Below are 26,593 nucleotides of genomic sequence, written 5' to 3' on the forward strand. Positions count from 1 at the left end.
ATGGGCAGTGGATGTGACATGGGTTGTAATTCCGTCATGTAAAAGTCAAATTGGCTGGAGCCGACGGCAGAATAGTTCAGACTTAACATAATCCCCTGATGGAAGCATGCGATGAAACCGGCGATTCTGGTGGTTGATGACGATACCGCAGTTTGCGAGCTGCTGCAGGATGTGCTGAGTGAGCACGTCTTTAGCGTGCTCGTCTGCCATAACGGCCAGGACGCGCTGAGTCTGGTTCAGCATGAGCCACACATCGCCCTTGTCCTGCTGGATATGATGCTGCCGGATATCAACGGCCTGCAGGTATTACTGCACCTGCAAAAGCAACGTCCGGAGCTGCCGGTGGTGATGCTGACCGGGCTGGGCAGTGAGTCAGACGTGGTGGTGGGGCTGGAGATGGGGGCCGACGATTATATTGGCAAACCGTTTAACCCGCGCGTGGTGGTTGCCCGGGTTAAAGCCGTGCTTCGCCGTACCGGGGCGCTGGCCGCAGACACCCCGGTGCCACGCGTGGCGGGCGTGACGTTCAATGGCTGGACGCTGGATACCTCCCGCTGTGAACTCAGCGATCCGCAGCGTAACCCCGTACCGTTGACCCAGGGAGAATATGGTCTGCTGCTGGCGCTCACCCAGAACGCCCGGCGGGTGCTCAGCCGGGAACAACTGCTCGAGCTGACGCACAGCGAAAGTGCCGAGGTGTTCGACCGCACAATCGATGTGTTGATCATGCGCCTGCGCCGTAAAATAGAAGCCAACCCGCATCAGCCCGTACTCATTAAAACCGTCCGTGGGCTGGGCTACGTCTTTGCTGCCGATGTGTCTCACAGCGAGAAAGCGGCTTAAATATTCTCTTTAATAAACAGCTGCAGCTCGGCCAGCGTTTTTGCCCCATCAATGGCGTTCGCAGCCAGCAGGCTTGCCCGCGCGCAGGCATGGGCCAGATAAATACTCTCGACCAGCGACAACGCTTCATGGCAGCCGTATAAGAAGCCTGCGCAGAAGGCATCACCCGCTCCGACGCTGCCGATAATCTCTTCCCGCTCCAGCAACCAGGAGGGGATCCAGCGCCCTTCATCGTCCGGTGTTAACCCCCACGCCCCTTCCGGACAGTGGATCACCACCCGCTGACGCACGCCAGCCGCCAGAAGCTGTGAGGCGGCTTCCGCGATATGGGCAATGTGCGGAGCATCGTTCTCGTCGCGCATCTCCAGCCCGCTAAACTCGCCGGCTTCCAGTTCGTTGATGACCAGATAATCAAGATGGCGCAGGGCAGGGAGGACCAGCGGCTGATAGCGCGGGTCACCCTTTCGCGAGACCAGATCGAGCGATGTTTCATACCCCTGATCGCGCATCTGGGCCAGCAGCCGTGCGCTGCGGGTGCCGTACTCGTCATCGGGCATATCCAGGCTGTCGAGCAGTAACAGGTAGCCGAGATGGAAAATCTTCATCGCGGCGTCGAGGCGGTCGAAGGCGGGCAGATCCAGAAGACGGTTGGCGCCCGGGGAGTGGAAAAAAGTGCGCTGCCCGCTGGGGTCGGTCATAACCTGCGACATAGAGGTTGGCGCAAAGGTCGTGCGCTGCACCCGCTGGCGGTTGACGTGATACTGGTCGAGCATCGCCAGGATGTAATCGCCGTCGCTATCTTCGCCAATCAGGCCGACGGCCTGCAGCGGCAGGCCAACGTGCATTTTGGCCAGCGTCAGCAGGACGTTCAGCGGCGCACCGCCGGTTGAACGTTCGCTGTGGGTAATCTCCGCCAGCCAGCCGCGTTCCGGCCATTGCACAATCTGGTGGACGTGATCCACCAGCATATTGCCGGCGGCGATAATCCCTTTACGTTCCATTATGCCTGCCCCGCGCTGCCAAAGATGCGCATTTGCGCGGCGACCGTATCGGTAATCGCCTCTTCTATACCCAGCAACAGTTCTGCAAATTCATCGTACAGAGGCTGACGTTTTGCCATCCGTTGCTCAACGGCAGAGAGCGCGGCCTGTGACATGCCGGTATAAAAGTTGATTTTATGGATCCCCAGTTCGATGGCGCGACGAAAATCGGCATCGCTGATGCCGGAGCCGCCGTGTAAGACCAACGGCAGGCCGGTCTGCTGGCAAATGGCGTCCAGACGAGGGAAATCGAGTTTTGGCTCGCCTTTGTATTTACCGTGCGCGTTGCCAATGGCGACAGCCAGCGCATCAATGCCGGTGGCATCGACAAACTCGCGCGCCCGCAGCGGGTCCGTAAACAACGCTTCATCCGCATGGCCATACAACGCGCCACCTTCGTCACCGCCTACCGCACCCAGCTCCGCTTCTACCGATACGCCAACCGCGTGGCACATCTTCACCACCTCCCGCGTCTGGCGAATGTTTTCTTCGTAGCTCAGGGTGGAGCCATCAAACATCACGGAGCTGAAGCCTACGCGCAGCGCACGTACCACCGCCTCGAAATGCAGGCCGTGATCGAGGTTGAGCACCACCGGAATATCATGACGGGCGGCTTCAAACCTGACCGCTTCGACCAGCGACTCCAGGGAGACATACTTAAAGTGGACTTCCGCAATATTAATGATAAACGGCGAGCGTTCCTGTTTCGCGGCAGCAAACAGCGCGCGCAAAAAATGGGAGTCGAGAACGTTAAACGCGCCGAGCGCGTAGCGGTGTTTCCTGGCGTGCTCAAGACCGTCGGCAAGAGAAATCAATGGCATTATTTACTCCTTATTTCCGAAACAGGTTGTACTCGTTGCACAACACCAGCACCGCCGGTTCGTCTTCTTCGATATTGTTATAGCGGGCAATGGGCTGTAAAAAATGGTTATCGTGTTCATCGTCATTCACCGATGACACTTCCCCCACCAGTACGTCGCCAAAACCGCGTTCGCCCCAGAAACTGTGGTACAGGCCGGGGGTGAGGCAGATGCTGTCCCCGGGTTGCAGGCGTAACTGACTGCCGGGCGCGTGGGTCTGCAGACAGCCGTCGAGGGTAACGGTCACGTCGGTATTTTCAGGTTCTTGATGTGCGCCGGCATTCCATAACTCGACGATCAGGTTTCCGCCGCCACGGTTGATGATGTCTTCCCGTTTACGCCAGTGAAAATGCATGGGCGTCACCTGACCATCCCGGACGTGCATGATTTTTTCGGCATAGCACTTTTCATAGGGCACGCCGTTCGGTGAGCCATTGCGCAGGGTAAAGAGCGTTAGCCCCTGTGCGGCAAAATGGTCGCCGCCGAATGCCGTTACGTCCCAGCCAAGCCTGAGATCAAACACTTCCTGCCAGGCGGCCGGGTCAAGCTGCTGCCATTTCGTCGGCGGAAAACTGGCAAAGGGAGGGAGATGCACATCGTGCATGGAGAAGAACTGCCGCGTGTGGCCAAGGATTTCATTGATTTCGGAGCGTTTCATGGGGCCCCCTGGACGCTATGTCAGGCCTCACCCCAACTCTCCCGCGAAGAGAAGATCAGGGTGAGGGCATCAAACCGCACTACATCACTTCACTGTCCACCCTTTATAGGATCCGACGTTCTTCTTATCGATCATCGTCACCGGGATCAGCACAGGCTCTTTAGGCGCAGGTTTGCCCTGCAGAATGTCATAGCCGATCTCAACCGCTTTTGCCGCCATTACCTGCGGATCCTGAGCCGGCGTCGCGACAAACAGGGAGTTCTCACGCTTAAGCGCTTCTTCGCCGTCCGGGCTGCCGTCTACGCCAACGATAAAGAATTCATTGCGTTGGGCCTGTTTTGCCGCCAGATCGGCACCGATCGCCGTCGGATCGTTAATCGCGAACACGCCGTCGATCTTCGGATTGGCCGCCAGCAGTGAGGTCATCACTTCCAGACCGCCTTCACGGCTACCTTTGGCGTTCTGGTTATCAGAGAGCACCTTAATATCCGGATGTTTTTTGAACTCGGTCTGGCAGCCTTCGACGCGGTTTTGCACCGCGGACACTGGCGGCCCGTTGATGATGACCACGTTGCCTTTGCCTTTCAGGCGGTCAGTAATGTATTTACAGGCCATTTCCCCCGCCTGGGTGTTATCGGAGGTGATGGTGGCATCCGCCCCTTCCGCCGCGACGTCAACCGCGACAACCACGATCCCGGCCTCTTTCGCGCGTTTAACCGCCGGGCCGATCCCTTTGGAATCCGCGGCGTTAAGGATGATCATGTCCACTTTGGCCGCAATAAAGTTGTCTATCTGCGCCACCTGCTGGCCGAGATCGTAACCGCTGGAGACCAGCGTCACTTTGACGTTATCCCCCGCCAGTTTGCGCGCTTCCAGCTCGGCACCTTTGGTGATCTGCACGAAGAATGGGTTGGCCAAGTCGCCCACCGTCACGCCGATGGACTTCAGATCTTTCGCCTGCGCAAACGGCGTTGCGGCAAGCAGCGCGCCAGCACAGAGCGCGGTCACTAACGGTTTCAAACGCATCTTCTCTTCCTCGCTTGTAGGGTATTGTTGTTATGCACTTTGATGGTGTCGGGTACGGTATTTGTCGATCAGCACCGCTATGATGATCACCGCCCCTTTGATCACCAGTTGCCAGAAGTAGGAGACGCCCATCAGCGTCATGCCGTTGTTAAGCGTGGCGATGATCAGCGCCCCCACCAGCGTGCCGGTGATCGTGCCGATCCCGCCGACAAAGCTGGTGCCGCCGAGGATCACCGCCGCAATCGCATCCAGCTCGTAGCCCATGCCCAGGTTGCCGTTGGCGCTGTAGAGACGCGAGGCACTCATCACGCCGCCCAGGCCCGAGAGCAGCCCGCTCATGCCGTACACAAACAACAGCACCAGCCAGACCTTAATGCCTGTCAGACGCGCCGCCTGCATGTTGCCGCCAACCGCATAAATGTGAACGCCAAGCGTGGTGCGGCGCAGAATAAACCAGCACAGCACAATTACCGCCAGCGCGATCACCACCAGCCACGGAATGGGTCCAAGGTAGTTATTGCCGATCCACTCAAAGTTAATGTTGGAGTTAATGACGGTCGTACCGTCCGCCAGCAGATAAGCCGCACCGCGCAGTGCCGTATAGGTACCGAGCGTCACGATAAACGGCGGCAGCCCGGCAAAAGCGACCAGCGCGCCGTTGAACAAACCCAGCACCAGGCCGAGCATGAGCGCTGCCGGAATAGAAAGCATGGCGAACTCAGGTATTAACGACACCACCATCGCCGCCACGGCCGTGGTGCCCAGAATGGAGCCGACGGAGAGGTCGATCCCGCCGGTCAGAATGATGAAGGTCATCCCTGCGGCCAGTACGATGTTGATCGACGCCTGGCGGGTGATATTGAGCAGATTACTTTCGGTAAAGAAGTTAGGCGCGATAAAACCAAATACCGCCACAATCAGGATCAAGATGGGCAAAATGCCGACCGTCTGCATCAGATCGCTCATCAGCATTTTTTTGGCAGAGGCGGACTTCGCCACCTGCTGCGGATGGGTTGAATTTGTCATAGTTGCACCGCCTGATGATGAGAGTCGTTCACGCCGGTCGCCAGCGTCATGATGTTTTCCTGAGAAATTTCTGCTCCGTGAAGTTCACCTGCAATGCTGCCTTCACGCATGACATAGACGCGGTCGCTCATGCCGACGATTTCCGGCAGCTCGCTGGAGATCATCAGGATCGCCACGCCCTTGCGCGCCATCTGGTTCATGATGCGGTAGATTTCACTTTTCGCCCCGACGTCGACGCCGCGCGTCGGTTCGTCCAGAATCAGAATGCGTGGGCCGATGGCCACCCAGCGGGAGATAAGCAGCTTTTGCTGATTGCCCCCAGACAAGCCGCCCGCGCGGACCTGTGAATGCGGCACGCGGATGTTAAGCAGGGCGATCGCATCGTCAGAAATGGTCTGCGCTTTTTTGCGGTTCAGCATGCCGAAGGTGGCGTCGCGCTCCAGCGTCGCCATGGTGATGTTCTCCTGTGCGGCCAGCTCGAGGAACAGCCCTTGTTCTTTGCGGTTCTCGGTGAGAAAACCGATCCCGTTGTCGATGGCTGCACGCGGGGAGTGGATCACCACCGGTTCGCCGTCGACCTCAATCATGCCGCCCGTGGCTTTGCGCGCGCCGAAGATCAGCTGCGCCAGTTCGGAACGTCCGGCGCCCACCAGACCTGCCAGGCCGACAATTTCTCCGGAACGCACCTGCAGACTGCAGGGGAGCACTTTCTTGCCGTCGGTAAGGTGATGCACGTTAAGACGCGGGCTGCCGAGCGGGATATCGCGCTCTTTGTTAAACAGATCGCTTAGCGGACGGCCGACCATCATTTTCACCAGCTCAGAGGCGTTCAGTTTGTCGCGCGTCAGGCTACCGACGTACTGCCCGTCACGCAGAACGCTGACGCGATCGGAGAGTTCATACACTTCCGCCATGCGGTGGCTGATATAGATAATCGCCATTCCTTCCTCTCGCAGGCGCAGTATCAGCTCGAACAGACGATGGGTTTCACGTGAGGAGAGGGCGGCGGTGGGTTCATCCATCACCAGAATGCGGCTGTTACGGTGCAGCGCGCGGGCAATTTCAACCTGCTGCTGCTCGGCGATGGTCAGCCTCATTACCAGGTCGGTCGCCTTGAAGTGCGCGCCCAGACGGTCAATCACCGCCTGCGCCTGTGCGGCCATCTCTTTGCGCTGTACCAGCCCGGCGCGCGACAGCTCGCTGCCCAGGAAAATGTTTTCAGCGACGGTCAGATTGGGGGCAAGCTGCATCTCCTGATAAATGAGGGTGATACCCGCGGCCAGCGCATCCTTTGGCCCTTTGATGTGAAACGGCTGTCCGTCAATCAGGATCTCGCCGCTGGTGGCGGTATAGGCCCCCGCGAGGATCTTCATCAGGGTACTCTTTCCTGCGCCGTTTTCCCCCATCAGCGCGTGGATCTCACCGGGGTATACCGTCAAATCCACACCCTTGAGCGCGTGGAAATGGCCAAACGTTTTGGCAATGTTGCGCATCTCCAGTACCGGGGTTCTGCTCATGGCGGATCTCCTTGAATGTCGATATCCGCACTTCATCACAGGTTGGTAAATGCAAAATGTCAGAAGCCGTTCATATTTGTCATAGTTATGAATAGTTAACTTACATCACAATTCCCCGCTTTTTCCCTCTCAGCAGGAGAGGGCCAGGGTGAGGGCATCACATTGCACCGGAGCTTACCGTATGCCATCACACCGTCCGCCCTTCTTTGCCAGCGCCCGTGGTCGCCTGCTGATTTTTAATCTGCTGGTGGTGGCGGTGACGCTGATGGTCAGCGGCGTGGCGGTGCTCGGCTTTCGTCATGCCAGCCAGATCCAGGAACAGGTGCAGCAGCAGACGCTGGATGACATGACCGGCAGCATGAACCTCGCCCGCGATACCGCCAATGTGGCAACGGCGGCGGTGCGGCTCTCGCAAGTTGTAGGCGCGCTGGAATACAAGGGCGAAGCCGAGCGCCTGAAGCAGATGCAGATGGCGCTGCGTCACTCGCTGGAACAGCTTGCCGATGCGCCACTGGCGCAACAGGAGCCCGCGCTGGTGGCGCGAATTATTCAGAGAAGTAATGAGTTACAGCAGAGCGTGACGGGCATGCTGGAGCGCGGGCAGCGGCGTCATCTGGAGCGTAATGCGCTTCTCAGCGCGCTCTATCAAAGCCAGAGCTATTTGCGCCATCTGCAGGACATCAACCGCCGTTACGCCAGCAACGTCCCGGATGCGCAACAGCTTATGGAAATGGACAGACTAATCATCGCCGCTATTGAAACGCCCTCGCCGCGCGCCACGGTTCAGCAGCTGGATGCCGTGACGGCAACGCTGCCCCGAAGCGTGACGCAGCCCGTGGTGAACGCTATCCTGCCCGATTTTAATGCCGAGCTTCACAAGCTTGTTCCGCTCTCGACGCAGCTGGAGGAGAGCGATCTGGCGATCAGCTGGTATATGTTCCACATCAAGGCGCTGGTGGCGATATTAAACAGCGACATCAATCAGTACGTTGAACAGGTGGCGCAGGCCTCCCGGCTGCGCACTGCCCAGAGTCACCAGGAGCTGCGCTCCATCAGTGTATTTATCAGCGTGTTCGCCGTGCTGGCACTGATCATCACCGGGTGCGCCTGTTGGTATATCTACCGTAATCTGGCCTCCAACCTGACGGCCATCTCCCGGGCGATGTCGCGCCTTGCCCACGGCGAGCAGGATGTTTCCGTCCCCGGACTGCAGCGCCGTGATGAGCTGGGTGAGCTGGCGCGAGCGTTTAACGTTTTTGCCCGCAACACCGCCTCGCTTGTCCACACCACCCGCCTGCTGAAAGAAAAAACCACGCAGATGGAGATCGACCGCATCGAGCGTCAGGGGCTGGAAGAGGCGTTAGTGCACAGCCAGAAGATGAAGGCCGTCGGGCAGCTGACGGGCGGTCTGGCTCATGACTTTAACAACCTGCTGGCGGTGATCATTGGCAGTCTGGAACTCACCGATCCTGACTCACATGACGCCCCGCGTATCACCCGGGCACTCAAGGCCGCCGAGCGTGGTGCGGTGCTGACCCAGCGCCTGCTGGCGTTTTCCCGCAAGCAATCCCTGACCCCGCACGCGGTAGAGATGAAACCGCTGCTCGAGAACCTGCGGGAGTTGATGTACCACTCGCTGCCGGCCACCCTGACGCTGGAAATTGAAGCGCAATCACCGGCGTGGCCGGCGTGGATAGACGTCAGCCAGCTGGAAAACGCCATTATTAACCTGGTGATGAACGCCCGCGATGCGATGGAGGGACAGACGGGGGTTATTAAGATCCGCACGTGGAATCAGCGCGTGACCCGCAGTGACGGACGCAGGCAGGATATGGTGGCGCTGGAGGTTATTGACCGGGGAAGTGGAATGTCGCAGGAGGTCAAATCCCGGGTCTTCGAACCGTTCTTCACGACCAAGCAAACCGGGAGCGGTAGCGGATTAGGCCTGTCGATGGTCTACGGTTTTGTACGCCAGTCCGGTGGGCGCGTGGAGATTGAAAGCGCGCCGGGGCAGGGAACCACCGTGCGGCTGCATCTGCCACGCTCGACGCTGCCTGTTAGTTCTGCTGATGAGACCCAGGCCGCCGCGGCTGCCATTGAAAATGAACGCCTGGTACTGGTGCTGGAAGATGAAGCCGATGTCCGCCAGACCCTGTGCGAGCAACTGCATCAGCTGGGCTATCTGACGCTTGAAGCGGACAACGGCGAACAGGCCCTGAAGATGCTGGACGCGTCACCGGATATTGGCATGTTTATTAGCGATTTAATGCTGCCCGGCAACCTCAGCGGTGCTGAGGTGATCAACCATGTGCGCAGCCATTATCCGCAGCTTCCGGTGTTGCTGATCAGCGGCCAGGATCTGCGTCCGACGCATAACCCGCAACTGCCGGACGTGGCGTTACTGCGTAAGCCTTTTACCCGTGTACAGCTGGCGCAGGCGTTGCGCAAGGTGATGACAGGAACTGGCAGAGAGCCAGGGTCGCCGCCCCCTGAGCACCGTTAAAGGATGACGATGATGCTGTAATGAAACGGACTGCCTCATACGGCAGCGGACGGCGCAGATGCTGTTTAATTCTGGCAATCAGCGCGTCGCGTGGAAAATCGACCATATCCATCACGCCGCCGCCGAGGATCACCGCATCCGGGTCGAAGAGATTTACGCTGGTGGCAATGGCTCGGGCTGCATGATTTAAGAGCTGTATGACAAAGGGGTCATGACACGCTGAGGTAAAAATCTCGCCAATCGCGTAATCACGGGGCTGTTGTTCATACCACTGTTTCAGGGCAATACCGGAACAGACGGTTTCCAGACATCCTGTGTTACCACAACCGCAATGGCGTGACATATCGCCCTGCGGAATATGTCCAAGCTCGCCCGCGACCCCGTGTGCACCTGTCCAGGGCGCGCCGTTCAGCCAGATGGCGAACCCCATGCCGGTACCGAGATAGGCTGCCAGAACCTGCTGTTGCTGCAAGTTGTGCTGGATAACATCAAAAGAGAGCTGGAGGTTAACGTCACGGTAGAATTCGACCGGGCATCCCAGCGCGTCCGCCAGTTTGCCCGCCAGGTCCCGTCGGTCTGTTGCCTGTAATGGCAGGTTTGGTGTCGAGATAATGGTGCGTTTGTCTTTGCCGACCAGTGCAGGAAAACCCATCACCAGACCCCGACAGCGAACCTGATAGTGGCGAAGCCTTGCAACGATCATTTCTGCGACGCCGCACATGACGCCTGAACGGATAATGTCTGCTGTACGGTGTTTTTCACAGTGCAGCACGGCCCCGTCGGCTGTAAGCAGGCAAAAACGGATATGGGTAGCGCCCATATCCACTCCGGCGACGACATCAGGCTGTTTTTGCATGAGGAAGGGCCTCGTTCTTTGCCGACAGAATCTGTCCGGCCATCAGTTGCCATGCGTCGTCGATATTCTCTGCGTGGTTGAACAGTCCTGACGTCCCGACGATAAAGACATCAGCCCCGGCGGCCATCAGTTTTTTGTAGGTGGACTGATTGCAGGAGCCATCGATCTCAATCTCATAGCGCAGCCCTTCACGTTCGCGCCAGGCTTTCAGCTCGGCAATTTTTTCCAGCATTTCCGGAATGAAAGGCTGCCCGGCAAAGCCAGGATCGACGGTCATGACCGTAATTTTGTCCGCCTTGTGAATGTAATATTTCATCGCTTCAACGGGCGTTTCAGGGTTGAGGATCAGACCGACTCTCATGCCATGACGGCGAATTTCGCCAATCAGACGGAAGGCCTGACCGTTAATCGTTTCCGGATGCAGGGTGATGAAATCCGCTCCGGCCTGTGCCAGTTGACTAATGTAGTCCTGGGGGCGCGTCACCATCAGATGGCAGTCCAGCGGTTTGGTGGCGAGCTTCTTCACCTGACTGACAAAGAACGGTGATAGCGTCAAATTGGGCACAAAGTGACCGTCCATGATGTCGATATGGAAGTAGTCCGCGTGCTGGTCTATGAATTCGATCTGCTCTTTGAATTTCAGCAGGTCCATACACATCAGGGAGGGGGAAATTTTCATCGTCAATTCCTTACTTACTGATCAATCTATCGAGGGCGACAGCGGCGATAATCAACCCGCCCATCACCACCAGCTGGTAGTAGGTTTGTACTTGTAAAATATTGAGTCCGTTATTGATGGTGCCGATGATGAGCCCCCCAATCACGACAGAGAAGATGCGCCCTTTACCGCCAAAGAAGCTGGTTCCGCCGATAATGGCGCTGGCAATGGCGTAGGTTTCAAAGCCCATCCCAGCCAGCGGCTCTGCTGCCCCCAGTCGTGCCGTTGACACCACGCCTGCCAGCCCTGCACACACACCGGAGATAATGAAAACCACCAGGATATGAAACTTCACGTCAATACCGGAGTAGAACGCCGAGTTCTTGTTACCGCCCAGCGCGTAGATGTTGCGTCCCAGCCGCATACGGGTGGTGAGGAACCAGAGGATCACCGCCACTACCAGCGAGAAGATCACCGGCACGGGGACACCTAAGAGATTGGCGGCAAAAAAGTTTACAAAGTCGAACGAGAAGCCGTATACCGAGTTGGCATCCGAAATCACCAGCGTAATGCCGCGAAAAATGGCGTTAGTGCCCAGGGTGATAATGAACGGATGCAGCCCGGTCCAGTTGACCAGACAGCCGTTGATCGCGCCTAACGCACCACCAACCAGCACGCCGCCAATGAGCGCTGCCAGGAACGGGTCGACGCCGGCCAGCATGAGCTTGGCGGTCACCATCCCGGACAGCGCCAGAATCGCCCCGACGGACAGATCGATACCTGCCACCAGAATGGCAAAGAACTCGCCCATCCCGATCAGCACCGTCACCGAACTCTGGACAAAAATTTGAGTGATGTTATTGGTGGTCAGGAAGTATTCCGACGACAGCGTGCCAAAGATGGCAACGATGATCGCGAGGATGAAAAAGGTGCCGTACTTGTCCCAGAACAGCGCGAAATTAAACGGTTTTTTTTCGTCCATATCGCGTTTCACTCTTGTGGTAATGCCCATGCCATAATCTCCTCTTCGCCCATGTCGTCGCGATTGGTCAGGATTTGCGTCAGTCGCCCTTCGCAGAACACGGCGATGCGGTCGCAGACGGCGATAATTTCAGGTAGCTCGGATGACACCATCAGGATGACCTTGCCCTCGTCAGCTAACTGGCGCATCACCTTGTAGATTTCGGCCTTTGCGCCGACGTCGATGCCGCGGGTAGGTTCATCAAAAATGATGACGTCCGGGTTGCAGCACAGCCATTTGGAAATCAGCACCTTCTGCTGGTTTCCGCCGGAGAGCTCAGTGATGTTTTGCTCCACGCTATGGCACTTTAACGCCAGCAGCTGGCGCTGCGTTTCAGCAGTTTTGCGCTCTTCATGTTCGCGAAACAGGCCCATGGCGCCTTTGTAGCCGCCATTTTTCAGGCTTTGGCTGACCGCCATGTTCTGAGCAATAGAGAAGTTGGGGAAGAAGCCGTTTTCCCGACGACTTTCAGTGATGTAGGCCATCCCTTTTTTCAACGCATCCAACGGCGAGTGTGGGGAGATGGTTTTACCGTTGAGACGGATTTCACCGCTAGCGCGTTTATCCACCCCGAAGAGGCAGTCCATCAGCTCGGTGCGGCCTGAGCCGACGAGTCCTGCAAAGCCAAAGATTTCACCGCGGTTCACGCTGAACGAGATATCACGTACTTTTTTCTTGTCCCGGCTGGTGACGTTTTTCACTTCGAACACGGTATCGCGTTCGAGGTTGCCGGTACTTTCTTTCATCGCGTTAAAGCGGTTTTGCAACTCGCGGCCCACCATCAGGCGCACAATATCGTCGTTTGTGACATCACTCACCATGCCCGTGCAGACGCTGCTTCCATCTTTCATCACGGTAAAGCGGTCGCAAATGCGGCGGATTTCTGCGAGCTTATGCGAGATATACACAATTGCTGTGCCCTCTTTACGTAATTGATTCATGATCAGGAAAAGATAATCCACCTCTTTATTGGTTAAAGACGATGTGGGCTCATCCATAATGATCGCTTTAGCGTTGAGCATTAATGTTTTTGCAATTTCCAGCATTTGCTTGTGGCTGATGGATAAATTCGCCACCTTTTCATCTAAATCGACTTTCAATCCCACGCGTAAAAGCATCATTGCGCCGCGAATACGCATCTCTTTCCAGTCGATGATATTGACGCCACAGACTTTTTTCGTCAGATGACGGCCAATATATAAATTCTCCAGAACGGTTAATTCATCGATAACGCTAAGCTCCTGGTAAATTATGCCAATGCCCAACTGTGCTGCCAGTTTATGATCGAGCTTGTCGTAATTTACCTCGTTGATAGTAATAGTTCCTTTGGTCGGTTCATGTATTCCCGACAATACTTTCATTAAGGTTGATTTACCGGCGCCATTCTCCCCTAATAACGCATGAATCTCGTGGGGATAAATAGTTAAATCAACCGACGTTAATGCGTGAACCGGACCAAAGGATTTGCCGATCCCCGCCATTGAGATATATGGCGTGACCATGTTTACTCCTTATTTTTTCCCTCTCATCCTGTGGGAGAGAGTTGGGGCGTGGGCATCTGACCGCACCGGATATCAGTTATTTCGTCACCAGAACCGAATCAACCAGTTTGAATTCAGGCGTTTTTTCTAGTGGGATCACGTTGCCGGTTTTCGCCGCATCCACCATCAACTTCAGGCCCGTGGCACCAATATCCGCTGGGTTCTGCGCGACGGTGGCAGTCATTTGTCCGGCGTCGACCATCTTACGTGCTTCAGGAATGCCATCCGTGCCAACGACCAGTACTTTTCCTGTTTTACCGGCGTTTGCCACCGCCTGTGTCACGCCCATTGCCATGGTATCGTTTGCACAGTAGAAGGCTTTCAAATTCGGGTTGCGTTGCAAAACGTTGGTGGCGACATCCAGGGCTTTAATGCGATCCCAGTCGGCGGGTTGGCTGGCAACGAGCTTGATTTGACTTGCTTTTTTAAAGGTTTCTGTCGCGCCATTGCGGCGTGCCTCTCCCGATGCATTTCCGGCTTTCCCTTCAATAATCGCGACTTCACCGCCCTGCACACCGAGTTTATCAATGATAAAGCCTGCGCCTTTTGCCCCAACGGCTACGTTATCCGTCGTGACAAAACCTTCAACGTTACCGCCGGCTTTTTTCAGGTTATCCATATCGATTTTTTCATCGAGGTTGACCAGAAAAATGCCTTTCTGCCAGGCGCGTGAGACGGGCATCACCAGGTTGACCGAGGAGAGTGGGGCAAAGGCAATGCCTTTGTATTTCTTATTACTCAAGTCTTCAAAAAGCTGCAGTTGAGACTGAAAATCACCTTCTGACGGCGAAGCAAAAATATCAACACTTACCCCCAGGGTTTTTGCTTCATCTTCGATCCCTTTCTTCATATCCACCCAGAATGGATTGTTCAATGTTTTTAATACTACCGCATATTCTGCGGCAGCAAATGCGCTGGTAGATAACATTAAGCCCATAGCGGCGCCGCTGAAATATTTCAGATATTTATTCATAGCAGTGTTCTCAATGTAGGGTATATTTTTGTTGATCCCGCTAGTACGGGATCAACCTTTTATCGTTACTTCAGGGCGCCAGGGGAGAAGAAATCCACAATAGCACCGGTTTTTTGCATGTTGAGTGTGGCCTGTTGAATATTCTGTTGTGCAACGGATACAAATAAAGCATCTAATAGTGTGAGTTGTAATATACGCGCGGAGGCGTTGCGCCCTAATAAAGGGGTCTCTGGTGCTGGCGAGCAAATAATATAATCAGCGAGTTTGGCAATGGGTGAATGATAGCTATGGGTAATGCAGATAATCTTCGCACCGTTCTTTTTCGCTAACTCTACTGCAGCTTTCACATCGCTGGTGCGTCCTGAGTGTGTTACCACCAGCACTACGTCTCCCTCTTTCAGCAGCGATGCTGACATCATCATGATATGGGCGTCCTGATAGGACTGGCAGCGCACGCCGATACGTAAAAACTTGTGCTGGATGTCGGCACAAATGGCGTTAGAGCCGCCGACGCCGTACAGATCGCGCTGGTTAGCCTGAGCGAAGAAACGTGCTGCGCGATGAATTTCATCCACATTAACAATCGACTGGCCTTCCATAATGGTGCGAAGCGTAATGTTGAACACTTTATTAACCACATCCTGTGGTGCTTCATCAAAGGCGAGTTCAGCGGGGAGCACCTGCTCGGATTGAGAGAAGTAGTCCACAAGCGCTGCGCGCAGAGTACGAAAACCGCTAAACCCGAGCAGCTTGGCTACTTTGACGATCATCGCTTCCGAGACCAGCAGTGTTTCGGCAACATCTTTAATTGCCGGCGCACCGCTCAGGTTACCTGGCTGAAGCAGCCAGTCGACGATACGGCTCTCGTTGTCGGTCATCCCTTCCTGTTTCATACGCAGGTAAGGTGCCAGACCGATGCCATTAGGCAGCTCTTTTTCAAATTCTGACTGACTCATCGCTCTCTGTTGTCCTTAAAAATGAAGACGACACTATATCATCACAACCTCCCCGGGAAATATGCTGCCAACTTCACAATATTTATAAATTCATAAAGTTTTATTGCTCGTGAAGTTTTGGGCTGTGTGTTGTTGCTTCATTCGTTGTAAATCAATCATTTAATTTATTCTGCATTTAATGACCTAAGACTTACAGGCAAACTTAACCATCAGGTCAGGGTTGAAATGCGATCCTCAGGGGTGTAGAACACGCTCAGAACGCGATGGTTTTGTGGTTTTATTGCACAACTAACCGGTCTTAAATCACAAAATACATCGCGTTCGTAAAGTTTACTCACTGAGAGGCAAATCATGAAAAGGATTGCGTTTGGTTGCGATCACGTTGGCTTCATACTGAAAGAGGACATACTGGCCCATCTGCGTGGGCGTGGCGTAGAGGTGGTGGATAAGGGCACCTGGTCGCCCGAACGCACCGACTACCCGCATTATGCCAGCGCTGTTGCGACGTCCCTGCTCGACGGTGAGGTTGATGGCGGCATCTTAATTTGTGGTACCGGCGTTGGGATCTCTATTACGGCCAACAAATACCCCGGCATTCGTGCAGTGGTATGTAGTGAGCCTTATTCTGCGCAGCTTTCAAGGCAGCATAACAACACCAATATACTGGCATTTGGCTCACGTGTTGTTGGCCTTGAGCTGGCAAAAATGATTGTCGATGCCTGGCTCAATGCAGAATTTGAGGGCGGGAGACATCAGGTGAGAGTGGAAGCGATAGGGGTGATTGAACAGGCGCAGAAATGAGATTCCTCCGCTACCCCAGCCAGCTGTTGTTCATTACCGTAAGGCCAGTCCACCTGCGAGTCTGGTCTTATGAAACGTTACTCTACCGCTCTGTTATTTGGTCTGCTGTCACTTACCAGCCAACTGGCTCACGCCGATGTTATTGATGAGGCCATTGGCAATATTCAGCAGGCGATCAACGATGCCTATAACCCCAGCAGCAGTCGCAGTAGCGATGATGACGACGATCGCTACGATCGCAGCCGCCAGACCGACAGCCGTCAGTATGACGATCGCCGCAGGCAACTGGAGGATCGCCGTCGCCGTCTGGATGAGCGTCAACGCCAGCTGGATGATGACAGACGTCAGTTAGAAGAAGATGAACGCCGGTTAGAAGACGATTACGATCGCTGATACGCGCGGTTTAGCATCCATACGCCTCGCCCTCTCATTCAGAGAGGGAGTGACCTAATCCAGCAACAACGTCATTCCGTCATATCCCGCCTCGAACCCGCCGGGTAGCGGGTTATCCATCATCCATACGTCGAACTGATGACTGATATGGGTCAGGATCACCTGCGGACAGCCGATGATCTCATTTAAGGCAATAACCGTATTCAGATCGCAATGGTTGCGCGGCGTTTCGTCACGCGGTTCGTGGCTGCAGTCGATGATCATCGCCTGCGGCCGGTTATTGAGCAGGAATTTTACCGTTTTATCGGGTAATCCGGCGGTATCGGAGAGCCAGGCCACGCGGCTGTGGGCGGACTCCAGCAGGTAGCCAAAGGTGATTTTCGAGTGATTCAGCGGCAGCGGCGTGACCCGCAGGCCCTGCAGTTCAAACACCACAAACGGCTCTACCGTATGGCTGAAATCCAGAATTCCCGGGTGTTTAAACAGGTCGTCACACCCCGACTCGTCTGGCGGACCGTACACCGGAACAGGGGCACCGACGCCCCAGCGCAGGGGGAACAGCCCCTGGACGTGATCCATATGGTAGTGGGTCAGTAAAAACTGCTGAAAGCTGCCTGCCGGCCAGTCGTCCATCAGGTGCGGGATACCGGCGTCCAGCAGCGTTACCGCATCGTTGAATTTGACTACCGCGCTACAGGGGCGACGGCGATGGTTATCCTGCAGACGCGCCCGGCGACACGCGGCGCAGTCGCAGCCAAACACCGGCACCAGCTGAGCGCTACCGGTTCCCGTTAACGTAATCGTCAGACTCATCGTGCACCTCTACAACAGTTTGGTGAAACGAAAATGGCTCTGCGTATACCCTTCACGAGCATAAAAACGGTGAGCGTCCAGGCGCTTCACGCTGGTGGATAGCTCTGTCAGTTCAGCGCCCGCCTGCCGCGCCACGTTCTCCGCCCAGGCCAACAGCTGGCTGCCCACCCTGAGACCGCGCGCCTGCGGCATGACCACCAGCTCCTGGATCTCGCCAATCCATCTGGCGTGGTGCAGGTGAAACTGCATATGCAGGCCAATCATGCCCACCACCTGGCCGTTTAATTCAGCCAGCTGGTAGCGCATATTGTGGTCCTGCAGATTGGCAAGATACCCGGCGTGGAACGCCTGATGATCAAACTCACTCTGCTTGAGTTCGCAAATCAGCGCGTAAACAATCTGCGCATCGTCGGCAGTGGCGGGGCGAAGCTGGCAGTCAGGCATGCTGTTTCTCCTTCTGACGGATAAGCGTTAAAAAGTTATCGACTGACTGTAGCAAACTTCCGTCGTTATTGAGGATATGACAGTTCGATGGGGTATAGCGCGCCGCACGTTCAAGCCGCTGCTCGATCTCTTTGGCGTTTTCGCGACCCCGGCTCTGCAACCGGCTGCGCAGCACATCAGGCGAGACCTGCAGACAGACCGGCAACAGCGCTGCTTCATAGCGGGCGCGCGCTTGTTGAAGGTGCGCGCGTGAGCCGTTGACCAGCACGTCGAACCCGGCGTGCAGCCACAGGTCTGTCTCGATGCCTATCCCGTAGTAATAACCGTTGGCGTGCCAGCTGAGCGCCAGCAGATTTTGCCCGGCGCGCGTGAAAAATTCCGGCTCGCTCAGGGCGATATGGTTCTCACTCCCGGCATTCGCTGCACGGGTGATATAGCGGTGCGCAACCAGAAGCTGGGGATGTTCCCGCTGCCGTAACGCGGACAGCAGGCTGTCCTTACCGGAGCCTGACGGCCCCATTAGCCAGATTAGTTTTCCCATCAGAACACCCGTTTTCCCTGACGCCAGACGTGGTCGATATGGATGTGCTCGCCCTTACGGTGAACCAGCACCAGATCCGCCCGTTTACCTTCAGCTATCTCTCCACGATCGTGAAGATTAAGTGCCGTTGCCGGGTTTTTCGTTACCAGACGAATCGCCTGCGGCAGCGTAAAGCGATTGTTTTCGTCAGCCGCGACCCGGAAGGCGGCGTCCAGCAGGCTGGCGGGGTAGTAGTCGGACGAGAGGATATCCAGCAGACCTAGCGACGCGAGCGCGCTTGCCGCCACGTTGCCGGAGTGTGAGCCGCCGCGCACGATATTCGGCGCCCCCATCAGGACGTTCATGCCATGGGTGCGGGAGGCTTCTGCTGCTTCAAACGTGGTGGGAAATTCAGCGATTACGCTGCCAAGCTGGTGTGATTCGCGCACATGTTCATGCGTCGCATCATCATGGCTGGCTAAGGCAATGTTGCGATCCCGACACATGGCGGCAATGGAGAGTCGGTTTGGTTGAGACCACTGCGCCGCAAGCTGTCGCTGTTCCTCTTCATAACGCGCCATTTCCTCGTTGGTCAGCGCGTATTTTCCCTGATAGTACTCGCGGTATTTCTCTATTCTGGCGAACTGACGCTGCCCCGGCGAGTGGTCCATCAACGAGACCAGTGAGACCGGCTCGCGGTCCACCAGCTTTTCAAACAGCGGCAGAGTGGTGTGATGCGGGAGTTCACACCGCAGGTGCAAACGATGCTCGGCGCGGTTAAGGCCGCGTTTTTGCGTCTCTTCCACGGCGTTGATCATCTTCTCAAGGTTTTCCAGACGGTCGCCGCCGTCGCGCACGTCGCCAATCGCTACGGCGTCCAGCACGGTAGTGATGCCGCTGGCGACCATCAGCGCGTCATGGCTGCTCATCGCGGAATGGGCAGGCCAGTCGACTTTCGGACGCGGGGTAAAGAATTTATCCAGATTATCGGTGTGCAGTTCGATAAGGCCCGGCAGCAGCCAGCCTCCTTCACCGTCCATCGCTTCCGGGGCGCGGCTCTGGGTTTCCGCAAAGGCGCGGATCTCTCCGGCCTGGATCTCAATCGAGCCATCAATGACTTCATTTTCCAGCACCAGCTTTACGTTATTCACGATCATGCGAGCGTCCCCATCGGGTGCAGCCTGTCTGCGACGCGGGAGCGAACGGTGTCGTCGTGGAAGATCCCCACGATCGCCGCGCCGCGTGCTTTGGCCTGTTCGATCAGTTCAACCACCGCCGCGCTGTTCTTGCTGTCGAGCGAGGCAGTGGGTTCATCAAGCAGTAAAATCGGGTAGTCGACGATAAACCCGCGGGCGATATTCACCCGCTGCTGCTCGCCACCGGAAAAGGTCGACGGGGCAAGGTGCCAGAGGTGTTCCGGCACGTTCAGGCGCGTGAGCAGGCCGGCGGCTTTCGCGGCGCAGGTTTCGCGCGGAACGCCCAGGTCCAGCAGCGGCTGCATGACCACGTCCAGGGCGGAGATCCGTGGGATCACCCGCAAAAACTGGCTGACCCAGCCGATCGTCGAGCGGCGCACGTCCAGCACCTTACGCGCCGGCGCCTGCACCAGATCGACCCATTCATTGCCATGACGAATATAGATGTGGCCTTCGTCCGGCAGATAGTTGGCGTACAGGGAGCGCAGCAGCGTCGATTTGCCGCTGCCGGAATGGCCGTGCAACACCACGCATTCACCCTTGCTAACGTCCAGAGAGGCGCTGTGCAGGACCGGCAGGCGCACGCCGTTTTGCTGGTGGAGCACAAAGGTCTTACTGACATTTTCTACGCGGATCATGGGGGCCTCTTAATTCTGCAATACCGATGACACCAGCAGCTGGGTGTACGGATGGTAGGGATCGTCGAGTACGCGGTCGGTCAGCCCACTTTCCACCACCTGACCCTGCTTCATCACCAGAAGACGGTCCGCCAGCAGGCGGGCAACGCCTAAATCATGGGTGACAATCACCACGGCCAGGTTCAGTTCCACCACCAGGCCGCGCAGCAGGTCGAGCAGACGCGCCTGAACGGAGACGTCCAGCCCACCGGTGGGTTCATCCATAAACACCAGCTTCGGGTGAGTGACGAGATTGCGGGCAATCTGCAGGCGCTGCTGCATACCGCCGGAGAAGGTGGTGGGCAGGTCATCAATGCGCGAGGTGGGGATCTCCACATCGCTCAGCCATTGCTGTGCCGTGGCGCGGATGTTGCCGTAATGGCGTGCGCCGGTGGCCATCAGCCTTTCACCGATATTGCCTCCGGCAGAGACCTGCCGGCGCAGGCCGTCCATGGGATGTTGATGCACCACGCCCCATTCGGTGCGCAGCAGGCGACGGCGTTCGGCCTCGCTCATGCCGTACAGCGACCGGCCCTCATATAAAATGTCGCCCTTTTGCGGCGTCAGTCGTGCAGAGATAGATTTCAGCAGGGTGGTTTTGCCCGAGCCGGACTCGCCGACAATGCCCAGCACCTCGCCCGGCCACAGCTCAAACGAGACGTCGCTGAAGCCTTTGCCCGGCGCGTAAAGGTGGGTCAGGTTATTAACCGAAAGCAGCGGTTTCATTGGCTTTTCGCCTCGCTCTGTTGGCGGCAGAAGTCGGTGTCGGAGCAGACAAACATCCGTTTGCCCGTGTCATCCAGCACCACTTCGTCCAGATAGCTGTGTTTTGAGCCGCAAATGGCGCAAGGCTCGTCCCACTCCTGCACTGTAAACGGGTGGTCGTCGAAATCGAGACTCTCCACGCGGGTGTAAGGCGGTACGGCGTAGATGCGTTTTTCACGCCCGGCACCAAACAGCTGCAGGGCAGGCATCATGTCCATCTTCGGGTTGTCGAATTTGGGGATGGGGGACGGGTCCATCACGTAGCGTCCATTGACCTTGACCGGATAGGCGTAGGTTGTGGCGATATGGCCGAAGCGGGCGATATCCTCATACAACTTCACCTGCATGACGCCGTACTCTTCCAGGGCGTGCATGGTGCGGGTTTCCGTTTCACGCGGCTCGATAAAGCGCAGGGGCTCCGGAATAGGCACCTGAAAAATCAAAATCTGATCTTCCGTCAGCGGCGTTTCCGGAATGCGGTGACGGGTCTGGATCAGCGTCGCATCTTCGGTTTTTTCGGTGGTATTGACGCCCGTCACGCGTTGAAAGAACTGGCGAATCGACACGGCGTTGGTGGTGTCATCAGCCCCCTGGTCGATGACCTTCAGCACGTCCGACTCGCCGATGACGCTGGCGGTCAGCTGAATGCCGCCGGTACCCCAGCCGTATGGCATGGGCATTTCGCGACCGCCGAACGGCACCTGATAACCGGGGATAGCCACCGCTTTCAAAATGGCGCGGCGGATCATGCGTTTGGTTTGTTCATCCAGATAAGCAAAGTTGTAGCCGCTTAAGTTAGTCATGTGCGCGCTCCCGTTGCAGGCGTTTCAGCAGTTCCAGTTCGGCCTGGAAATCGACGTAGTGCGGCAGCTTGAGGTGGGAAACGAAGCCCGCGGCCTCGACGTTATCCGCATGGGCCAGCACGAACTCCTCGTCCTGCGCCGGGCCGGAGACCGCTTCGCCGTAGTCCGGTGCCTGCAGGGCACGGTCGACCAGCGCCATCGCCATTGCCTTGCGCTCACTCATGCCGAACACCAGCCCATAACCGCGGGTAAAATGTGGGGCCTCGTTCTCGGGGGCGACAAATCCATTCACCATTTCGCATTCGGTCATGAGCAGTTCACCGACGTTCACCGCAAAACCCAGCTCTTCGGGCACAATCTCGACGTTAAGGTAGCCGCTACGAATTTCCGCCGCGAACGGATGGTTGCGGCCGTAGCCACGCTGGGTGGAGTAGGCCAGCGCCAGTAAATACCCCTCGTCGCCGCGCATCAGCTGCTGCAGGCGCGACGAGCGTGAACAGGGGTAAACCGGCGGCGTGCGGGTGATGTCGTCAGGTTGCGCGCCGGTATCGTCTTCGGCCTTCGCCAGACCCTGTTTCGCCAGCAGGCTAAAAACGTGCGGGGAGGGAACCTGCTCTGCATCCGTGGTGCTCAACTGGGGCGTTTCGCCGTTCGCCAGCAGGGTGAAATCCAGCAGACGGTGGGTGTAGTCATAGGTGGGCCCAAGCAGCTGACCACCGGGGATGTCTTTATAGACCGCCGAAATACGACGTTCCAGACGCATTTCTGCCGTATTGATCGGTTCGCTCACTGCCAGTTTCGCCAGCGTGGTGCGATAAGCACGCAGCAGGAAGATGGCTTCGACGTTGTCGCCGCTGGCCTGTTTCAGCGCCAGCGCCGCCAGTTCGCGGTCAGCGACGCCGCCTTCAGTCATTACCCGGTCGACGGCCAGATTGAGCTGCTGCTCAATCTGGGTGACGCTGAGCTCGGGAAGCACGTCATCACCCCGTCGTCTGTGCGCCTGCAAGGCATGGGCGGCGGCGATAGCTTTCTCGCCCCCTTTGACGGCAACGTACATCAGCACACCTCCACATGAGTGGTACGAGGGATGGCCAACAGGCGTTCTCCGCAGGTGAGGATCAGGTCAATACCGAGCGGGAACGGGTGCGGGCGTTCGGTCAGTTCATGAATGATGCACTCCGGTAGCTGTGGCGCGACCATGCGCTCTTCGGCAATACCCGCCCCCGTGAGGCGCAGCATGCGGCCACCGCTCAGGCTTGATACCTGCAAAATCAGCGTGGCGCTGGTCTCCGGTGCCACCGCGCTTCCTTCGCTCAGGGCATTAAGCTGCTCGTGGCTGATTTGCTCGTCGGCCACGGCAAACACCGCCTGCCGGGGTTGTTCAACCAGCGGGGCGTTGGTGTGAAAGCGTAGGTTCTGGCTGGCGATATCATTCGATAACGCGCCAGAGAGCCACACCGGGGTGTCGTTGTCGGCGAGCGTCAGCAGTACGCTGGTGGTCGCCAGATTCAGCGGCAGCCAGCCCTGAGAGAGCTGATGCAGCGAGACGATGACGCCCGGCTCGCTCATGGCTTTCAGCAGGCGACGAAAACTTTGTTGGGCATCCTGGACGGCCAGGGTAAAAGCGGGTTGAAGCGTCATGCGTTATCTCCGCGAACGAGCGTAAAGAAGTCGACCCGGCTGGTGTTTATCTGGGCCTGGCGGGCGGCAATCAGTGCAGCACCGTCGGCTTCCAGCGGGGCAATAAGGGTTTCCATCAGGGTCTGGAAATGAGGTTGTTCCTGTAACAGGGCGTCAATCACCGCGCAGCGTTCGGCGTGTGGTTTGTCGCGCCCGAGCACGTAGCTGTAGCCCAGCGTGCCGCTGTTCAGGCGGATCACTGCGCGGGTGAGGGTGGCATCGCCGGCGAAGAAACGCTCACCGGTACCGCCCATACGCGCCTGGATCTGCACCAGACCGATTTCCGGCGCGCGGATGAGGTCATATTCCGGCGTCAGATTCAGCGCCTGCATGCGGTCCGAAAGCGCAGCGGGCTGGCTGTGCGCCAGTACGCCCATCCAGCGCTGGCGGGTGGAGGTATCGAAATGCATTCAGTGCTCCATGGTGAATTCGATCATGTCGGCGCGGGTCAGGCTGACGGAGTATTCCGTCGCGTCGATCTCGCCGTCACGGTGGTTGAGGGTGCGTACGCAGAGCAGCGGAGCCATGTTGGGGATCTCCAGCACGTTGCTCTCTTTGGCCTGCGCGCGGCGGGCGCTGATGCGCGTCTGGGTACGTTTAAGCGCGATGCCCGTGGCATCCTGAAGAAAATCATGCAGCGAGCCGCTGGAGAAATTTTGCAGCACCGGCCACAGCGCCAGGTCGGCGAAGTAGTGGTCTATCTGGCACACCGCAACGCCGTTGACCCGACGCAGGGTACGCAGGTGGATGACATTGTCGCCCTCCTGAATGCCCAGCGCGTCCGCGACGTGGCTTGAGGCCGGGCGCAGCACCGACAGCAGTTTTTCGCTGGTCGGGTGGCTGCCCTGATCCAGCAGGTTCTGGCTAAAACGCGCCTGCGCATTGAGCGGATAGTCAAACGGGCGCATCAACACCAGCACGCCGACGCCCTGACGGCGCTGCACCCAGCCGCGCTCGACCAGCTGATCAATGGCGCGGCGCAGCGTGTGTCGGTTCACTTCATAGCGGTCGGCAAGCTGCTGCTCGGCAGGCAGGTAGTCTCCGCAGCGGTAGTGGGTGCGAAGTTCCACCTCGAGCTTTGCCGCTATCTCTTGCCAGCGGGTGGGGTAACTGGTCGGATGTCTGGATAAGTGCATACAAATCAAAGCCTCGCTTCTCAGATGAAGTGCTTACGCAAACGTTGAGACATAAAATCCAGCAGGCTGACGGTGATGATAATGAGCACCATCAGGGCGCAGGTTTGCTGGAACTGGAACCCGCGAATCGCTTCCCACAGCGTGACGCCAATACCGCCTGCGCCCACCATGCCGACGACGGTGGCGGAACGAACGTTGGATTCGAAACGGTACAGGGAGTAGGAGATCAGCAGCGGCATCACCTGGGGCAGTACGCCGAAGAGAATCTCTTCAATTTTGTTGGCGCCCGTTGCGCGGATGCCTTCGACCGGGCCCGGCTCGATAGCTTCCACCGCCTCGGAGAGCAGCTTGGAGAGCACGCCGGTGGTATGAATAAACAGCGCCATCACCCCGGCGAACGGACCCAGGCCGACGGCCACCACGAACAGCATGGCAAAGACCATTTCGTTGATGGCACGGCAGGCGTCCATCAGGCGACGCATCGGCTGGTAAATCCACCACGGTACGATGTTCTCGGCGCTCATCAGGCCGAACGGAACAGAAAGGATGACGGCCAGGGCGGTGCCCCAGACGGCGATTTGCAGAGTGACCGCCATTTCGCTGAGGTAATCCTGCCACTGGCTGAAATCAGGCGGGAAAAAGTCGGCGGCAAAAGTGGCCATATTGCCGGCATCTTTAAACAGCAGCAGCGGATCCATTTCCGCGCCCTGCCAGGAGATAACGAGCACCGCAAGCAAAATGGCCCAGCTAAAAAGCGAGAACCAGCTGCGTTTCGGCGGTGGGAGGGTGATGGTTTGCATGTGTGCCCCTTTGGTCTGAATGCCCTCTCCCACCGGGAGAGGGCGGTAAGCGTTATTGCACCGCTTTATTCACGCTGCTCATGGCGCCGAGCGCCGCGGTCAGGCGGTCAAGGTCTTCGAGCTGAGCCTGAATCGCAGCCACTTTGCTGCTCTTCTCCTCCTCCTTCAGACCCTTGTTGTCCTTCACGCCCTGCATCTCTTTAAACAGCGCCAGCTGGCGAATCGGGACCAGCTGCAGGTCGCTTGACGGGCGGAAAGGTGCCCAGCCCAGGCGTTCCAGAACCGTTTTTTCTTCCGGCGTTTTGCCGTAATTCATAAAGAAGTCGTACACCTTGTCTTTGGTGGTCTCAGACAGGTTTTTGCGCCAGACGATGGGGTCGCCCGGGATCAGAGGGGATTTCCAGATAACCTTCAGCGCTTTCAGCTTGTCCGGTGCCGAGGTTTTCAGCTTGTCGAGGTTCTCGGTGTTGTTCGTGGCGACATCCACCTGCTTATTGGCCACGGCCAGCGCGTTGGTTTCATGGCTGGCGTTCACGGTGCGCTTAAATTCGCTGGCAGAGGCGTTGTTTTTAGCAAAGACGTAATAGCCCGGCACGAGGAAACCAGAGGTGGAGTTGGGATCGCCGTTACCAAACGTCAGCTCTTTACGTTTGGCGAGCATGTCGTTCAGGTTGTTGATGGGGCTGTCTTTATTGACGATCAGCACGCTCCAGTAACCCGGAGAGCCATCCGCGGCAACGGTCTGGGCAAAGACCTGGCCGTTCGCGCGATCCACCGCTTCCATGGCGGAGAGGTTACCGTACCAGGCGATGTCGACTTTGTTAAAGCGCATCCCCTGGATGATGCCCGCATAGTCCGGGGCGAAGAAGGCGTTCACTTTGATCCCCAGTTTGGTTTCCATATCTTTCAGGAACGGTTCCCACTGAGGTTTCAGGTTCTGCTGTGATTCCGTCGAAATAATGCCAAAGTTCAGCGCTTTTTCCTGCTCCTGGGCGTACGCAGGGCTTAACAGAGTGCTTATGCTGAACATGCTGGTAAACGCCAGCGCGGCAACGGCTTTGTAGCTCATGTACTTTCCTCGGATCGG

At 57.1% G+C, this 26,593-nt stretch carries 29 protein-coding genes; 4 read left to right on the forward strand and 25 right to left on the reverse strand.

Features of this window, described 5'->3' with window-relative positions; all coding sequences use genetic code 11:
* Positions 1 to 111: 111 nt before the first annotated feature.
* The gene (locus QMG44_RS21770; protein ID WP_025206379.1) at positions 112 to 843 is read left to right on the forward strand and encodes a response regulator; all 732 of its coding nucleotides are present in this window, start codon (positions 112 to 114) and stop codon (positions 841 to 843) included.
* Here the strand turns inward: QMG44_RS21770 and QMG44_RS21775 are convergent.
* The 6 genes from QMG44_RS21775 to QMG44_RS21800 all read right to left on the reverse strand — a co-directional run bounded on the left by QMG44_RS21775 (position 840) and on the right by QMG44_RS21800 (position 6,970).
* Positions 840 to 1,847 (reverse strand): carbohydrate kinase family protein, encoded by a 1,008-nt coding sequence (locus QMG44_RS21775; protein ID WP_086533138.1) that lies wholly within the window; start codon positions 1,845 to 1,847, stop codon positions 840 to 842. The two genes, QMG44_RS21770 and QMG44_RS21775, sit on opposite strands and share 4 nt — an antisense overlap.
* The gene (locus tag QMG44_RS21780; protein ID WP_086533139.1) at positions 1,844 to 2,704 is read right to left on the reverse strand and encodes a ketose 1,6-bisphosphate aldolase; all 861 of its coding nucleotides are present in this window, start codon (positions 2,702 to 2,704) and stop codon (positions 1,844 to 1,846) included. Before QMG44_RS21780 ends, QMG44_RS21775 begins: the two co-directional genes overlap by 4 nt.
* Positions 2,705 to 2,714: 10 nt before the next feature.
* A complete protein-coding gene (locus QMG44_RS21785; RefSeq protein ID WP_014168242.1) occupies positions 2,715 to 3,401 on the reverse strand; it encodes a D-lyxose/D-mannose family sugar isomerase in 687 nt (228 codons plus the stop codon).
* Positions 3,402 to 3,485: 84 nt separating this feature from the next.
* Positions 3,486 to 4,427, reverse strand: a complete 942-nt coding sequence (locus tag QMG44_RS21790; protein ID WP_014168243.1) for an ABC transporter substrate-binding protein — start codon at positions 4,425 to 4,427, stop codon at positions 3,486 to 3,488.
* A gap of 30 nt (positions 4,428 to 4,457) precedes the next feature.
* Positions 4,458 to 5,453: an ABC transporter permease subunit gene (locus tag QMG44_RS21795; protein WP_014168244.1), complete on the reverse strand. Its 996-nt coding sequence runs from the start codon at positions 5,451 to 5,453 to the stop codon at positions 4,458 to 4,460.
* Positions 5,450 to 6,970, reverse strand: a complete 1,521-nt coding sequence (locus tag QMG44_RS21800; protein ID WP_020882824.1) for a sugar ABC transporter ATP-binding protein — start codon at positions 6,968 to 6,970, stop codon at positions 5,450 to 5,452. The genes QMG44_RS21795 and QMG44_RS21800 overlap by 4 nt, the downstream gene beginning before the upstream one ends.
* 181 nt (positions 6,971 to 7,151) lie before the next feature.
* Between QMG44_RS21800 and QMG44_RS21805 the strand changes: the two genes are divergently transcribed.
* On the forward strand, positions 7,152 to 9,473 hold the full coding sequence (locus QMG44_RS21805; protein ID WP_086533140.1) for an ATP-binding protein: 2,322 nt from the start codon (positions 7,152 to 7,154) through the stop codon (positions 9,471 to 9,473).
* Here the strand turns inward: QMG44_RS21805 and alsK are convergent.
* The 6 genes from alsK to alsR form a co-directional block, all read right to left on the reverse strand.
* Complete coding sequence (gene alsK / locus QMG44_RS21810; RefSeq protein WP_086533141.1) at positions 9,385 to 10,329, reverse strand: allose kinase; 945 nt, start codon at positions 10,327 to 10,329, stop codon at positions 9,385 to 9,387. The genes QMG44_RS21805 and alsK overlap by 89 nt on opposite strands.
* A complete protein-coding gene (alsE, locus tag QMG44_RS21815) occupies positions 10,313 to 11,008 on the reverse strand; it encodes a D-allulose 6-phosphate 3-epimerase (protein ID WP_086533142.1) in 696 nt (231 codons plus the stop codon). The genes alsK and alsE overlap by 17 nt, the downstream gene beginning before the upstream one ends.
* A gap of 10 nt (positions 11,009 to 11,018) precedes the next feature.
* Positions 11,019 to 11,999, reverse strand: a complete 981-nt coding sequence (gene alsC / locus QMG44_RS21820; RefSeq protein ID WP_044857668.1) for a D-allose ABC transporter permease — start codon at positions 11,997 to 11,999, stop codon at positions 11,019 to 11,021.
* Positions 11,978 to 13,510 carry a D-allose ABC transporter ATP-binding protein AlsA gene (gene alsA / locus QMG44_RS21825; protein WP_014168250.1) on the reverse strand — a complete coding sequence of 511 codons (1,533 nt, stop codon included), beginning with the start codon at positions 13,508 to 13,510 and terminating at the stop codon, positions 11,978 to 11,980. Before alsA ends, alsC begins: the two co-directional genes overlap by 22 nt.
* Positions 13,511 to 13,586: 76 nt before the next feature.
* Positions 13,587 to 14,522: a D-allose transporter substrate-binding protein gene (gene alsB, locus QMG44_RS21830; RefSeq protein ID WP_086533143.1), complete on the reverse strand. Its 936-nt coding sequence runs from the start codon at positions 14,520 to 14,522 to the stop codon at positions 13,587 to 13,589.
* 65 nt (positions 14,523 to 14,587) lie between these two features.
* Entirely contained in the window at positions 14,588 to 15,478 is an 891-nt protein-coding gene (gene alsR, locus QMG44_RS21835) for a D-allose utilization transcriptional regulator AlsR (protein WP_014168252.1), read from the reverse strand.
* A gap of 351 nt (positions 15,479 to 15,829) precedes the next feature.
* Between alsR and rpiB the strand changes: the two genes are divergently transcribed.
* Both rpiB and yjdP read left to right on the forward strand, forming a co-directional pair.
* Positions 15,830 to 16,279: a bifunctional allose-6-phosphate isomerase/ribose-5-phosphate isomerase RpiB gene (gene rpiB / locus QMG44_RS21840; RefSeq protein ID WP_032681899.1), complete on the forward strand. Its 450-nt coding sequence runs from the start codon at positions 15,830 to 15,832 to the stop codon at positions 16,277 to 16,279.
* A 69-nt stretch (positions 16,280 to 16,348) separates the two neighbouring features.
* A complete protein-coding gene (gene yjdP, locus QMG44_RS21845; protein WP_014168254.1) occupies positions 16,349 to 16,672 on the forward strand; it encodes a DDRRRQL repeat protein YjdP in 324 nt (107 codons plus the stop codon).
* A gap of 54 nt (positions 16,673 to 16,726) precedes the next feature.
* Here the strand turns inward: yjdP and phnP are convergent, their stop codons facing one another.
* The 13 genes from phnP to phnD are packed head-to-tail and all read right to left on the reverse strand — an operon-like array spanning position 16,727 to position 26,575.
* The gene (phnP, locus tag QMG44_RS21850) at positions 16,727 to 17,485 is read right to left on the reverse strand and encodes a phosphonate metabolism protein PhnP (RefSeq protein WP_086533144.1); all 759 of its coding nucleotides are present in this window, start codon (positions 17,483 to 17,485) and stop codon (positions 16,727 to 16,729) included.
* Positions 17,486 to 17,494: 9 nt separating this feature from the next.
* Positions 17,495 to 17,929, reverse strand: coding sequence for an aminoalkylphosphonate N-acetyltransferase (gene phnO, locus QMG44_RS21855; protein WP_014168256.1), 435 nt, complete (start codon positions 17,927 to 17,929; stop codon positions 17,495 to 17,497).
* The gene (gene phnN / locus QMG44_RS21860) at positions 17,922 to 18,473 is read right to left on the reverse strand and encodes a ribose 1,5-bisphosphokinase (RefSeq protein ID WP_086533145.1); all 552 of its coding nucleotides are present in this window, start codon (positions 18,471 to 18,473) and stop codon (positions 17,922 to 17,924) included. The genes phnO and phnN overlap by 8 nt, the downstream gene beginning before the upstream one ends.
* Entirely contained in the window at positions 18,470 to 19,606 is a 1,137-nt protein-coding gene (gene phnM / locus QMG44_RS21865; protein ID WP_086533146.1) for an alpha-D-ribose 1-methylphosphonate 5-triphosphate diphosphatase, read from the reverse strand. The genes phnN and phnM overlap by 4 nt, the downstream gene beginning before the upstream one ends.
* Entirely contained in the window at positions 19,603 to 20,283 is a 681-nt protein-coding gene (gene phnL / locus QMG44_RS21870; protein ID WP_014168259.1) for a phosphonate C-P lyase system protein PhnL, read from the reverse strand. The genes phnM and phnL overlap by 4 nt, the downstream gene beginning before the upstream one ends.
* 9 nt (positions 20,284 to 20,292) lie before the next feature.
* Positions 20,293 to 21,048, reverse strand: coding sequence for a phosphonate C-P lyase system protein PhnK (gene phnK, locus QMG44_RS21875; RefSeq protein WP_281853275.1), 756 nt, complete (start codon positions 21,046 to 21,048; stop codon positions 20,293 to 20,295).
* Positions 21,045 to 21,890, reverse strand: coding sequence for an alpha-D-ribose 1-methylphosphonate 5-phosphate C-P-lyase PhnJ (phnJ, locus tag QMG44_RS21880; protein ID WP_014168261.1), 846 nt, complete (start codon positions 21,888 to 21,890; stop codon positions 21,045 to 21,047). The genes phnK and phnJ overlap by 4 nt, the downstream gene beginning before the upstream one ends.
* Positions 21,883 to 22,947, reverse strand: coding sequence for a carbon-phosphorus lyase complex subunit PhnI (locus QMG44_RS21885; protein ID WP_086533147.1), 1,065 nt, complete (start codon positions 22,945 to 22,947; stop codon positions 21,883 to 21,885). Before QMG44_RS21885 ends, phnJ begins: the two co-directional genes overlap by 8 nt.
* Positions 22,947 to 23,531 carry a phosphonate C-P lyase system protein PhnH gene (gene phnH, locus QMG44_RS21890; RefSeq protein ID WP_014168263.1) on the reverse strand — a complete coding sequence of 195 codons (585 nt, stop codon included), beginning with the start codon at positions 23,529 to 23,531 and terminating at the stop codon, positions 22,947 to 22,949. The genes QMG44_RS21885 and phnH overlap by 1 nt, the downstream gene beginning before the upstream one ends.
* Positions 23,528 to 23,980 (reverse strand): phosphonate C-P lyase system protein PhnG, encoded by a 453-nt coding sequence (phnG, locus tag QMG44_RS21895; RefSeq protein ID WP_086533148.1) that lies wholly within the window; start codon positions 23,978 to 23,980, stop codon positions 23,528 to 23,530. Before phnG ends, phnH begins: the two co-directional genes overlap by 4 nt.
* Positions 23,981 to 24,706, reverse strand: a complete 726-nt coding sequence (phnF, locus tag QMG44_RS21900; protein ID WP_032679404.1) for a phosphonate metabolism transcriptional regulator PhnF — start codon at positions 24,704 to 24,706, stop codon at positions 23,981 to 23,983.
* A 20-nt stretch (positions 24,707 to 24,726) separates the two neighbouring features.
* Complete coding sequence (gene phnE, locus QMG44_RS21905) at positions 24,727 to 25,506, reverse strand: phosphonate ABC transporter, permease protein PhnE (RefSeq protein WP_025206369.1); 780 nt, start codon at positions 25,504 to 25,506, stop codon at positions 24,727 to 24,729.
* Between the two features lie 52 nt (positions 25,507 to 25,558).
* Positions 25,559 to 26,575 carry a phosphonate ABC transporter substrate-binding protein gene (phnD, locus tag QMG44_RS21910; RefSeq protein WP_014168267.1) on the reverse strand — a complete coding sequence of 339 codons (1,017 nt, stop codon included), beginning with the start codon at positions 26,573 to 26,575 and terminating at the stop codon, positions 25,559 to 25,561.
* Between the last annotated feature and the right edge of the window lie 18 nt (positions 26,576 to 26,593).

Source organism: Enterobacter sp. 200527-13 (assembly GCF_027924865.1).
Taxonomy (GTDB): domain Bacteria; phylum Pseudomonadota; class Gammaproteobacteria; order Enterobacterales; family Enterobacteriaceae; genus Enterobacter; species Enterobacter ludwigii.